General features: G+C 75.0%; 10 protein-coding genes and 4 pseudogenes. 6 read left to right on the forward strand and 8 right to left on the reverse strand.

All coding sequences use genetic code 11. From position 1 onward, the window contains the following. Positions 1-3 precede the first annotated feature (3 nt). Positions 4-1146, reverse strand: coding sequence for an Mrp/NBP35 family ATP-binding protein (locus UG55_RS16180; RefSeq protein ID WP_066069451.1), 1143 nt, complete (start codon positions 1144-1146; stop codon positions 4-6). Between the two features lie 320 nt (positions 1147-1466). Here UG55_RS16180 and UG55_RS16185 point away from each other — a divergent pair. Then, on the forward strand, positions 1467-1814 hold a 348-nt coding region (locus UG55_RS16185), incomplete at its 3' end, for a MarR family winged helix-turn-helix transcriptional regulator (protein ID WP_242424620.1). 1 nt (position 1815) lies between these two features. Next, positions 1816-1958 (forward strand): annotated as a pseudogene (locus UG55_RS37920) (MarR family transcriptional regulator); the annotation flags it as partial. Positions 1959-2036: 78 nt separating this feature from the next. Here the strand turns inward: UG55_RS37920 and UG55_RS16190 are convergent. The 6 genes and pseudogenes from UG55_RS16190 to sigE form a co-directional block, all read right to left on the reverse strand. Continuing rightward, positions 2037-2900 carry a PHP domain-containing protein gene (locus tag UG55_RS16190; protein WP_255360492.1) on the reverse strand — a complete coding sequence of 288 codons (864 nt, stop codon included), beginning with the start codon at positions 2898-2900 and terminating at the stop codon, positions 2037-2039. Positions 2901-2941: 41 nt separating this feature from the next. Further along, a complete protein-coding gene (gene tatB, locus UG55_RS16195; protein WP_396230929.1) occupies positions 2942-3514 on the reverse strand; it encodes a Sec-independent protein translocase protein TatB in 573 nt (190 codons plus the stop codon). Positions 3515-3711: 197 nt separating this feature from the next. Next, a partial coding sequence (locus UG55_RS16200; protein ID WP_242424621.1) for a S1C family serine protease occupies positions 3712-4469 on the reverse strand: 758 nt, incomplete at its 5' end. Between the two features lies 1 nt (position 4470). Then, positions 4471-6021, reverse strand: a pseudogene (locus UG55_RS46280) (hypothetical protein); the annotation flags it as partial. Between the two features lie 1080 nt (positions 6022-7101). Beyond that, entirely contained in the window at positions 7102-7911 is an 810-nt protein-coding gene (locus UG55_RS29500; protein ID WP_066069457.1) for an anti-sigma factor, read from the reverse strand. Further along, positions 7908-8768 carry an RNA polymerase sigma factor SigE gene (gene sigE, locus UG55_RS16210; protein ID WP_066069460.1) on the reverse strand — a complete coding sequence of 287 codons (861 nt, stop codon included), beginning with the start codon at positions 8766-8768 and terminating at the stop codon, positions 7908-7910. Before sigE ends, UG55_RS29500 begins: the two co-directional genes overlap by 4 nt. 166 nt (positions 8769-8934) lie before the next feature. Here sigE and UG55_RS37930 point away from each other — a divergent pair. The 4 genes and pseudogenes from UG55_RS37930 to UG55_RS16225 form a co-directional block, all read left to right on the forward strand. Beyond that, a partial coding sequence (locus UG55_RS37930; protein WP_396230930.1) for an O-methyltransferase occupies positions 8935-9305 on the forward strand: 371 nt, incomplete at its 3' end. A 1-nt stretch (position 9306) separates the two neighbouring features. After that, positions 9307-9597 (forward strand): annotated as a pseudogene (locus UG55_RS37935) (O-methyltransferase); the annotation flags it as partial. 293 nt (positions 9598-9890) lie between these two features. After that, positions 9891-10958, forward strand: a complete 1068-nt coding sequence (locus UG55_RS28580; RefSeq protein WP_157901523.1) for a hypothetical protein — start codon at positions 9891-9893, stop codon at positions 10956-10958. A 131-nt stretch (positions 10959-11089) separates the two neighbouring features. Next, entirely contained in the window at positions 11090-11461 is a 372-nt protein-coding gene (locus tag UG55_RS16225) for a hypothetical protein (RefSeq protein WP_066069464.1), read from the forward strand. 109 nt (positions 11462-11570) lie between these two features. On the opposite strand, the pseudogene UG55_RS37940 reads toward UG55_RS16225, so the two are convergent. Then, a pseudogene (locus tag UG55_RS37940) lies at positions 11571-11899 on the reverse strand (leucyl aminopeptidase); the annotation flags it as partial. Between the last annotated feature and the right edge of the window lies 1 nt (position 11900).

An 11900-nucleotide genomic window follows, 5' to 3' on the forward strand; every position in this document is an offset into this window, starting at 1 on the left:
GGCTCAGGCGCGGCCGGCGGGGCTGATGCCCAGCGAGCGGCCGGAGAGGCCGCGGGAGCGGGAGGTCAGCCGCTCGGCGACGGCGCGCAGCGCCTTGCCGGCCTCGGAGTCGGGCTCGGCGAGGACCAGCGGCTGGCCGTTGTCGCCACCCTGGCGCAGGCGGACGTCCACCGGTACCTGGGCGAGCAGCGGCACCTCGTGGCCGAGCACCCGGGTGAGCCGCTCGGCGACGGCGGCGCCACCGCCCTCACCGAAGACGTCGACGCGCTCGCCGCAGTGCGGGCACGGCATGTAGGCCATGTTCTCGACCACGCCGACCACGTTCTGGTGGGTCTGCACCGCGATGGTGCCGGCCCGCTCGGCCACCTCGGTGGCGGCGAGCTGGGGCGTGGTGACGAGCAGCAGCTCGGACGTGGGCACCAGCTGGGCGAGCGAGATCGCGATGTCGCCGGTGCCCGGCGGCAGGTCGAGGAGCAGGACGTCCAGGTCGCCCCAGAAGACGTCCGAGAGGAACTGCTCCAGGGCACGGTGCAGCATCGGACCACGCCAGGTGACGGGCTGATTCCCACGGGTGAACATGCCGGTGGAGATGACCTTCACACCGTGCGCCTGCGGCGGCATGATCATCTTCTCGACCTGCGTCGGGGGACGGTCGATGCCGAGCATCCGGGGCACCGAGTGGCCGTAGATGTCCGCGTCGAGGACACCGACGGACAACCCCGACCGTGCCATGGCGGCGGCCAGGTTCACGGTGACCGAGGACTTGCCGACGCCGCCCTTGCCGCTGGCGATTCCGTACACGCGGGTCAGCGAACCGGGCTGGGCGAAGGGAATGACCCGCTGCGCGGTGCCCCGCACCTTCTCGTGCAGGGCGGTCCGCTGCTCAGCGGTCATCACGCCGAGCGCCACCCGGACGTCCCGGACGCCGTCGACACCGCTGACGGCACGAGTGACGCGGGAGGTGATCTCCTCGCGCATCGGGCAGCCGGAGACGGTCAGCAGAACGCCCACGTCGACGGAGCCGTCGTCGCGGACTTGGACCGACTCCACCATGCCAAGGTCGGTGATCGGCCGCCCGATCTCGGGGTCCAGCACTGTCGCCAGGGCGGACTGGATGGCGTCGGACGAAGGCAGGGCTGGTGACAAGGGAAACCTCGGTCGCGGGTCGACATCCTCGGCCGTGGCCGACCTCGGATGTTCCATTGCGGGGGGCGTGGTGCGCCGGACCGTTCGACCGGGCCCGGCGCCGTCGTAATGATCAGATTTTTCCTGGTCGCGTGTCGGTTGCTCACCTGGCGCGACCTAGCTCCACGATAGCCCGCCGCCGGGACGTCGGGCCCGCTCGGCAGTGGGGGGCAGAGCACGCTTCCCATGCCGGCGGCCCCACAGCGGCCCGACGGCGGCCGGCCGGTGGCCCGCCAGCCGGGCCTACTACCCGGCGCACGGCCCGACGTACTCTGATCCATATGGCGCGGGAAGAGGCGGCCGTAGCCCGATCCGGGGAGACGGTGGACGCCCGGGGCATGCGGGCGTGGCGGCGGCTGCTGCGCGCGCACGCGCATGTCACCCGCCTGCTGGAGGCCGAGCTCGATGCCGCCCACCAGCTGCCGCTCGCCTACTACGACGTGCTCGTACAGCTCTCGGAGGCGCCGAACCACCAGCTCCGGATGAGTGAGCTTGCCCACAGGGTGCTGCTCTCCCGCAGCGGCCTGACCCGGCTGGTCGACCGGATGGAACGTGACGGCCTGGTGGAGCGCCGGGCCTGCCCGTCGGACGCGCGGGGAACGCTGGCCACCCTCACCGAGGCGGGTTTCNACCGGTTGCGAGCCGCCTCCGGCACCCATTTGCGGGGGGTGGCCCGCCACGTCCTGAGCCACTTCACCCCCGAGGAACAGGACATCATCGCCGAGCTGCTCGGGCGACTGGGCGACCCCGAGATCACACCCGCGACGGACTGACCGCCGCCGCGACCACCGCCAAGGTCACCGGACCGAGTCCGCCAGACCGAAACCGCCGGACCGAAACCGCAGGGTAGGTCACCGGCGGATCGGCGCGGCTCCGCCGGCCTGGGCCACGAGGGCCTCGTAGGACTCCCACGACGTCGACTCCGACCCGAGGACCCGGCGGTCGCCGTCCCCGTGGAAATCACTCGAGCCCGTCGGTACCAGGCCCAGCTCCGCCGCCAGCGCGCGCAGGCGGGCCCGGTCCCGCGGTGCGTGATCGGGATGGTCCACCTCGACGCCGGTCAGCCCGGCCCCGGCCAGATCCACGATGACCTCCGGCCCGACGGTGACTCCGCGGGCGCTGGCGAACGGATGCGCGAACACGCTGACCCCGCCCGCCTCCCGGATCAGCCGCAGCGTCTCCCAGACGTCCAGCTGCGTCCTGGGGAGCCAGAAGCGCCCGCCGGCACCGATCCACTCCCGGGTGAACGCGTCGTCCACGGTCGCGACCAGGCCCGCATCGACCAGAGCGGCGGCCAGATGCGGGCGGCCGACCGTGCCGGCGGCGAGTTCCTGGACGCGCTCCCAGCGCACCGGGTGACCGGCGGCGGCGATCCGTTCCACCACCCGGCGGGCGTGCGTGGCCCGGTCGGCCCGCAGCCGCGCGCGGGCCGCGGCGAACCGGGGTTCCGACCGGTCGAAAAGGTAGGCCAGCACGTGCAGTGAGACCCGCCGACCGCCGGTCTCCACCGTGCAGGAGATCTCGGCTCCGGGCAGCAGCGTCAGCCCTGGCGGCAGCGCGGCCGCCGCCCGGTCGATCCCGGCGGTGGTGTCATGATCGGTCAGCGCGACGACGCCCAGCCCGGCGCTGGCGGCCCGACGAACCAGCTCCTCCGGCTCCAGCGTGCCGTCGGAGGCGGTCGAGTGGGCGTGCAGGTCGATGACGGGTGCCCGCACCGACCCGCCGCCGGAGATCGGTTCACCCGCCGCCGGGTCGCTCAGGTGGCGTCCGAATCAAACGGCGCCGGCTCGGCGAGGTGCTCGGAGCGGGCCGGGGGCGCGACCGGCGCGGTGCCGGTGGCGACCGCTCGGCCCGCTGACGAACTCGACTTGGTCAGCGACGGCCCCGGCCTGACCGGCGAGGCGGTTTCCGACCCCGGCTGCGGCAGGTGGTTCTTGGTGAGGGACGGCCGGGCGGGGATGTCCTCACCGCCGAGCAGGGAGTCCAGCGACCCGCGCCGGCCGGACGGGCCCGACGGGCCGGACGTGAGCAGCGGATCCTCGTCCTCGAAGAGGTGCTTACGGACGAAGGTCTTGGGGTGCAGGTCCCGAAGGTCGAGATCCGCCAGCTCCGGCCCGAGCTCCGAGCGCAGGTCGTTGCGCATCCCGTTCGCCATCTGGCGGAACTGGCGCAGCATGCGGCCCGCATCGCGAGCAGCCTTCGGCAATCGGTCGGGCCCGAAAACAAACAGCCCGATGAGGAGCAGAACAGCTACCTCGCCCCACCCTACGCCGTTGAACACAACGGTCAGAGTACCTCCCTGGCCGTTGTCGGCGGAAGGCTCCGGCATGACGAACAGGTGTCCGGTTGTCGTTCACCGGCAGCCCGAGCGGGCCGACTCCGGCTCCCACCAGGCACGTCGGGCGCACGGCCCCCGCGGGCGGGTGCACCCGCCCGCGGGGCCACCCCCACTCTCGTGCCACTGGGCGGGCCGCACGTGCCACCGGGCGGGCCGCCCGGTCGGGCTCCCGGGCCGTTTCCGCCGCGCTATCGCTGTTCCTGCAATGCCACCCGGGTCACCCGCTCGGACCCGGCGCGCCAGTAGGTGACGGTCACCGAGTCCCCGACCCGGCGCAGGCGGGTCGCCGCGGTCAGATCGTTCGTGCTGGTCACCACTGTGTCCTCGACTCGGGTGATGATGTCGCCGGGGAGGAGGCCCGCGGCGGCCGCCGGCCCGGTCGGCTCGATGTCCCGGATGACCGCCCCCGCGGTGGTGTGGCGTGCCCGGGCCTCGGCGGCGGTGACCGTCGCGGCCGACACCCCCAGATACGGGTGGGTCGCCCGGCCGGTGCGGATGATCTCATCCGCGACCGAGGCCGCGTAGTCGATCGGGATGGCGAAGCCCACCCCGACGCTGCCGGACTGGACGGTCGCGCCGGGCACGGTCGCGATTGCCGTGTTCAGGCCCACGACCTGACCGTTCGCGTCGAGCAGCGGCCCACCGGAGTTCCCCGGGTTGATCGCGGCGTCGATCTGGATCGCGCCGATGATGACCGAGGCGCCGCCACCCTCGACGGGCACGCTCGGATCACGGTCGAGCGCGCTCACGATGCCTGTCGTCACGGTGCCGGACAGTCCGAACGGCGCGCCGATCGCGATCACCGGCGTTCCGACGACGAGGGAGTCCGACCGGCCCAGCGTCGCCGCGGGCAGCCCGGTCGCCCCGGGGATCCGCAGCACGGCGAGGTCGGAACGCTCGTCCCGGCCGACGACCTGGGCCAGTGCCGGCTCGGCACCAGAACCGANGGTGACCATGATCTGGCCGTTTGCCGCGACCGCGGGCGCGATCACGTGGTTGTTCGTCAGGATGTATCCCTCGGACCGGATGATCACCCCGGAGCCGTTGCCGCCCTCGGCACCGGCGGAGACGTCGATGGTCACCACCGAGGGGAGCACCCGGGCGGCCACCGCGGCCACGGATCCGGGATCGACGACGGTGGGAGCCGCTGCCGCCGGAGCCGGAGTGTCCGGCGCCCCGCCCATCAGCGCGGCCGTCACTCCGCCGCCGACCACCCCGCCAAGCAGCCCGGCGACCAGCGCGGTGATCGCGAGTGCGCGCCGCCCGCGCCCCGCTTCGGCCGCCGGCGCCCGGTGATGGCTGGTGGCCGTGCCGGGCATCCCGCGCATGCCCTGCTCGGGGGCCGGCGGCTCACCCGCTCGCCCGCCGGCGTCGACGGGTGCCGCTGTCGGTGACGCGCCTCGGCCGGCGGCCTGCTCCGACGGCGGCGGCGTCGGCGGGCGCGGCGGCCGGCGCTGGGACACCAGGTCCACGAACGGGTCCGCCGTGGGGCGGTTCCCGCGCCGGCCCCCGGTTTCCGGCGAGATCCGCGCCTCCGCCGACCGCTCAGCCGCCGACCGCTCAGCCGCCGACCGTTCAGCCACGGACCGTTCAGCCGCCGATCGTTCGGCCACGGACCGCGCCGGCTCACGGACAGTCGCCGGCGGGCGGACCGCCGCGGGCTGACCCGAATCCTTCGGGAACCGCGCATCCGTCCGTGACGGGGGATCCACCCGCGAGGGCGAGTCCACCCGCGAGGTCGGTCCCGTCCGGGGCGCCGCCTCGGTCCGGCGAGCGGGCTCCGCCCGAGACTGCGTACCCGACCGGAGCGCGGCGTCCACCCGGGACGCCGGAGCCGGCGGTGTCCTCGCCGGCCTGGGCGTGGGCTCGGCCGTCGTACCAGGCACCCCCGCACGCGCGGCCGGCGCCCCGGCTCCGGCTCCGGCCCGACCCGGACCTGTCGAGACCCGGGCCGCCGCCGGCGCCGAGCCCTCCTTGCCAGCCGAGGGCGTCACGGGACGCTGCGCCCGGCCGGGGGGCGGCGGAGTCACCTCGCCGGCCGGCTTGGAGCGCCCCGTCGAGGCGGGTTCCGGGGCGCGGGCGGCTTCGAAGATCCCTCGCGGCTGCCCGGGCCGCCGAGCCTGGTCACCGCGAGTGACCGCGGGCGCGGCTGCCCGGCCGGCGGCACTCCCGCGGACGTCTCCCGTGCCGTCGGCCGACCTGTCGGGGGTGGCGCCGTCGCCCTCCTTGGTGCCGTCCGCCGCCTTCGCCGCGCGGTCCGCGCCGCCGGCCGGCTCCGGTCGGCTGTCGGCCGGGGAGTCACCGCCGCCAGCCGGCGAACCGTTGCGAATCCGCGCCGACGCACGAACCGGCTCGACAAACGGCGCCCGCGACGCGCCGGGGGCCGCTGTCCCGGTGTGATCGCCGGATCGCTCGCGCCGCGGCGGGATGTCCCGCTCGACCGAAGGCGCGGACGGCGGGTCCGCCACCGGCCCCGGCCCGGTCGGCGCTGCGGGCATGCGCTCCGGGTGCGGCTGAGCCGCCGAGCGGTCGGGACGATCAGTGCCAGGACGATCCGTCGCGCGGCCGGGACGAGCCGGAGCCGGGGCGACCTGGCCGGAACCAGCCGGAGCCGGACGAGCCGGAGCCGGGCGAGCCGGAGCGGGGCGAGCCGGAGCGGCGCCAGCCGAAGGACGCTGCGCCGGGCGGACCGGAGCTGACGGCCGGGAGGCGGCTGGCGCGGGAGGCGCCGCGCCGGGCCGGCCGTCGAGCCCCGTGCGGCTCTGCGCGGGCGGGGGCTGGTCCAGGGAAGCCTGTCTGTCGGCCGCTGCGCGCCTGCCCGCCGGCGCCCGCTCGCCGTGCCCTCCGGCTCGCGCGTTCTCCGTGGCTCCCGGGGCTTCCCCGGCCTCCGCGGCTTCCCCTGACTCCGCGGTCTCCGCGGTCTCCGCGGCCTCCGCGGCCTCCGCGGTCCGACTGGCGGCCACGGCGGTGCCGTGCGGGCGGCGCTCCGGACCGTGCAACGGCAGGGAGGCGGGCACCGGCCGCCGCGGCCCGCCGGCTGAGGGAATCGTCCCGTCCTGTGCTCGCGGACGAACAGTGGGACGGACCGCCGGTCTGGTCGGCACCGATGCCTTCCGCGGTGGCACCACGCCTGGGCTGGTGCCATCCGTGGTCTGGTCGTCACCGGTGCTGTCCACATGCCCTCCCCGATGTGCCCGATCACCACACTGGGGACCGTGGGCTGTCCGCGGGCCGCCGCCGCGCGTCCGCGCAACCAGGCGGACAACACGGTAAAGGGTGTCGGACGAACGCAGGAAGGTCAGCAGGTGCAAATTTCCCCGACGCGGCTCACTGAGCTAACTCATCGTGAGGGATGCGACGCGTTCATGCACCTGGGAGTCACTCACCTGCCGTTGTTAACGCGAAAGTGCGAATTCAACGACCTTTGAGGTAGCCCGGTGGTGCCATCAGACGATCACATGGCGGTCGATCTGATCAGATCACGCAAACCGCGCGCAGCACGGAACGCGCAAACAGCGGGCCGGCGGAAAGCACGGCCGCTGCCCGGAGGCGGGGAAGCCGCGGCGGCGAAAGCCTGCTCAGGGCCGGGGGAAGGAGACCGGGGCGATCATCGGGCTCGGGCGCGGCCCGCTCGGCGACGGGGCCTTGGCCGGGACCGCCGCCACGACCGCGGGCAGCTGCCCGGTCTGCGGGCCGGCGGGGCGGGCGGCCGCGCGCCCGTCGGCCAACGCCGAACCGCTGACCGCCAGCATCATGAAGGCGGCGGAACCGACCAGCGTGCGGCGCATCCGCCCACGCCCGCCGGACCGGGCCGAGTGCCCGGGCCGCGCACCGGACATACCGCGGGCTTTTCCACCCACCGGGGAAGCGCCACACGCGCCCGAGCGCAGGGAAGGCCCGCCCGGCGCACGCGACGCCCCAACTGCTGGCCTCACCGGCCCCGGCCTGGCCGGGGCCGCTCCCCCGCGGCCGAGTGAACCCGCCGAGAGAGCCGGGTGCGGCTCCCGACCACCCGCGCGCCGGGCCAGCGGCTCCGGAGCGGGCGCCGGCCGCCGCGCGGCGGAACGCTCAGCCGCCCGCTCAGCGGAACGCTCGGCGACGAAACCACCGGCCAGCACGGGCATCCTGAGCGGCGCCGAGGGGGCGGGCCGAGCCGGCCGCGCCGCCTGGTACTCCCGCGCGCCGAGGCTCAGCAGGCTGGCGGTCAGACCGCCCGGCAGCGTCGGCTCGGCGAGGTTGGTGAGCCGGGTCTTGAGGAAGCGCTGCTCGGCGGCCTCCGCCTGGCATGCGGAACACCGCGCGAGGTGGGCAAGGGCACGATCGCGGTCGTCGTGGCCCAGCTGGCCGTCAACCAGGGAGGTGAGACGCTCGCCCAGGTGCCCGCTCACGCCCGCCGCTCCCGAGGAGCACCGCCCTCGACTCCGACAGCAGTGCTCACCGAGCTCCGGCGGCGCTCGCCTCTGCGACCCCGCCGCCCGGCCCGCTCGGTGTCGGAGCCATCACGGCCGAACGGGCCATCCGGCGAGCCGGCCTCGTGGCGCGCGGGGGCGGCGTCGACCGGCACCCCGTTCCAGGCTCCGGACGCGGCGGCGGCACCCGGCATGTTCATGGCCGGCGCCCCACCGTGCTCCGGCCCGGCCGTCGCCGACCCGTCGGCGGTGATCGCCATGCCGCGCGGCGCCCGGTCGGCCAGTGCCGCCCGCAGCATCGCCCGCCCGCGGGAGATCCGGCTGCGGACCGTGCCGAGCTTGACGCCGAGGGTCTGCGCGATCTCCTCGTAGGAGAGCTGTTCGATGTCGCACAGCACGACCGCGGCCCGGAAGTCCGGCGGGAGCGCGGCCAGGGCGGCCTCGACGTCGGCGTCCAGGTGGCTCTCCGCGTAGACGGCCTCCGGGCTCGCCTCGCGGCCGGCCAGCCGCTCGGTGTCCTCCGGCAGCGCGTCGAACCTGATCTTCTGCTGGCGGCGCATCCGGTCCAGGAAGAGGTTCGTGGTGATGCGGTGCAGCCAGCCCTCGAAAGTGCCGGGGGTGTAGTCCGCCAGCGAGCGGAAGACCCGCACGAAGACGTCCTGGGTGAGGTCCTCCGCGTCGTGGGCGTTGCCGGTCAGACGATAGGCAAGCCGATATACCCGGTTGCCGTGCTCGCGGACCACGTCCTCCCAGGACGGGGGCACCCAACCAGTGTTTTCTGGGGCAGCGGCCGGGTTCTGGACGGCCGAACCGGCCCCGAGCTCCTCCGTCGCCACGGCCGCCTCTCGGTCGGTTCGCGACGAACGTACCCGACGCGCTGGCCAGGGAGCGGCGAATCCCGCTGCGGACACCGATTTTCTCCCCTCGACCCGGTCGACACGGACGCATCTGGCAACACGAACGTTCCTGTCTCGTCTCCTGTTCCCGTAGGCTGCGGATGTCATGCCGGACATCGACATCGCGGCACGGGAATCTGCCGTCGCCTACGCCGAGGGCTTCCTCCTGGAAGACCCTGTTCTTCGTGCTGCCCGCGCTCGCGCCGAGGAGGTCGGGATCGTCCCGGTCAGTCCCGGTGCCGGCGCGGTGCTTCGCTTCCTCGCCGCCTCCGTGGGCGCCCGGGCGGTCGTCGAGATCGGCACCGGTACCGGCGTGTCCGGCACCTGGCTGCTCCGCGGGATGCGGCCCGACGGGACCCTCACCACCATCGACGTCGAGGCCGAGCACCTGCGGCTCGCCCGGCGGATCTACGCCGACGCCGGGATGGCCCCGGGGCGCAGTCGGCTGATCACCGGGCGGGCGCTCGAAGTGCTCCCNCGACTCACCGACGGTGCCTACGACCTGGTCTTCTGCGACGCCGATCGGCGCGAGAGCACCGAGTACCTGACGCAGGCGCTGCGGCTGCTGCGGCCAGGCGGTGTTGTGGCCTTCGCCGGGGTCCTGGCCGGCGGCCAGACCATGGACCCGGCCGCGCGCGGCCAGGACGTCGTCGCGGTCCGCGAGCTTGCGACCGCCGTGCGGGACGACGCGCGGCTCACCCAGATGCTGCTCACCACCGGCGACGGGTTGCTGGTGGCGGTGGTGGCGAAGTCCTCGCCGGTCGGCTGAGCCGGGCGACCGGCGCTCGCGCGCGGTGCGTCGGGACCAGGTCACCGATTAGGCTCAGCTGAGCCGGAGACCGCAACGATCTACCGCACCCGCACCATGTCCGACATTTCCCCCACCCGTACGATCCACGGCGGCGCCCGATGGTGGGGGCGGGCGGTCGACGGCGAGTCAGCCTGCCTGGGCCACACGACCCAGGCGGCTCCCGGCGAGGGATCACCCGCCGGTGAGCGCAGGTCGCCGGAAGGTCGGCCGGCACCTGTCGGGCGACACGCGTCGAACCGGGAGTGACGGACATGGTGCGCGGTCAGGTGGATCGTCGTCACTTCGACGACGACCACGACGACGACCGCCACGACCGCCACGACCGCCACGACCGCTACAGCAATCAGGCTCGCTACAGCAATCAGGCTCGCTACAGCGATCAGGGCCGCTACGGCGGTCCGGCCGGCCACGCCGAGGACGGCCGCTACGGGCCACACCCGGGCTACACCGGCGGTCCCGCCGGACGCCCTGTCGGGCACGCCAGGCGGCCGGGGAGTCCGACCGGAGGAACCGGCAGCCGCGGCGCCTGGACGTCCCGGGCCCGGGACTACGCCGACGAGCCCACACCACCGAGCCACGGCAGCCACCCGAGCCACGCCCCGGGGTACGGCAGGCCGCCCGGTCGGCCGACTCCGCCCGGTCGTCCAGCCCCGCCCGGTCGGGCGGGTATCTCGGCCGGCCCCGCACGCCCGGCCGCCCCGCCGCCCGCCCCGCCGCCGGCCCGCGGCGAGAACTGGCTCGGGTGGGTGGCCTTCTTCCTCGGCATCGCGGTCCTCTCCGGTGGGGCCGGATACGTCCTGAACCGGGCCACCACGGGGTCGGGCGAGGCGCGGGGCCCGGCAGTGACCGCCACCGCGGGCGCCCCCACCCCGGGTACGACCGACGGGGCCACGGGCGCGCCGGAACAGGTGGCCGGGCCTACCGCGGAGCAGGTTGCGATCATGCTCGCCGGTCAGGGCCTGCCGCTGCGGACGACGGTCGTCTACACCGCCCAGAACGACCCGGATGCCCTGCTCGGGCGGCCCGCGGGTTACACCAGTCGGATCGCCTTCACCGACACCCGGGTGAGCGCGAGCGAGACCGGCGGGGCGCCGGCGGACGCCATCGAGCGGGGCGGAGCCATCGAGGTCTTCGCGGAGCCGGCCGCGGCCCGCAGCCGCGCCACGGCCCTGAGCACGCCGCGCGCCGAAGGCGACCCGCCGGCCGAGTACACCTTCGTCCAGGGCCGGATCGTGCTGCGGCTCTCGCTGGTCCTCACCGAGACCATGGCGGCCGGCTACCAGACGGCACTCGGCCGCATCGGGGGCGGGACGCCGTAGCCATCGGCGGGACGCCGCAGCCGGCGGGCGGGATCGGGCCCGGTGCGGCGGGACGACCTGGGCGGGCGTCGCGGGGCGGGCGTCCGGGGCGGCACGTTTGCGACCGCCGCCCCCGGGGGCAGGCGTACGGCATGAACATCCGCGAGTTCTACGAGGCTGATCCCCGCCGGCGGGCGTCCGAGGAGATCTCCTTCGGAGACGGTTGGACCATCGAGGACGACGAGCACTCCACCTACCGGCTGAACTGGGTGGTGGACACCGGGGAGGCGTATGTCGTCCGGGAGCCGCACCCGGGTGGCATCCTCGCGCGCTACCTCGACCAGCTCCGGGTCGACCAGGCCGACGTCGACGATCTGCTGGTCGAGGTTCTGGCGACGGCGGCCCGGTACGAGATGGAGGCCGCGCTCGCCGGTTGGCCGGCGGTCATGCCGGAGAAGAACAGTCTGCACTGGGTCCGGCGCCAGCTCACCACGCTGGGGTCGGCGGCGCCGGCGCGTCCCTGACGGCCCAGCGGGACGCGCCGGCGCCGAACGGACCTGAGCGGCCGGCCGGGACCCGGCGGAGCGGCGCCCACGGGAGCCCACGGCCCCCGCGGGCGGCGCGCCGCCCTGCTCAGTGCCGGCTCTCGGGCTCCCCCGAGCCGCCGCCGGCCAGATAGGCGATCAGGGTGCGGACGCCCCACCCGGTGCCGCCTCGGCTGATCTCGCCGTCGTCGGAGTCCGCGCGGGCCGTGCCCGCGATGTCCAGATGCGCCCAGGGGCGGCCGCGGGTGAACTCGCGCAGGAACAGCGCCGCGGTGATCGAGCCACCGTTCACGTCCAGGGCGCGGCCGATGTTCGCCAGATCGGCGACCGGCGAGTCGATCGCGGGCCGGTACTCCTCGGTCAGCGGCAGTCGCCACAGGCGTTCCCCCGCGACAGTCGCCGCCGCGGCGAGCTCCCN

Source organism: Frankia sp. EI5c, from assembly GCF_001636565.1.
GTDB lineage: Bacteria > Actinomycetota > Actinomycetes > Frankiales > Frankiaceae > Parafrankia.

What these genes read in the sequence shown, in the direction of transcription:
- tatB (WP_396230929.1), bottom strand. Translation starts at nt 3,514, where the DNA reads ATGCCGGAGCCTTCCGCCGACAACGGCCAGGGAGGTACTCTGACCGTT.
- UG55_RS28580 (WP_157901523.1), top strand. Translation starts at nt 9,891, where the DNA reads ATGGTGCGCGGTCAGGTGGATCGTCGTCACTTCGACGACGACCACGAC.
- UG55_RS16225 (WP_066069464.1), top strand. Translation starts at nt 11,090, where the DNA reads ATGAACATCCGCGAGTTCTACGAGGCTGATCCCCGCCGGCGGGCGTCC.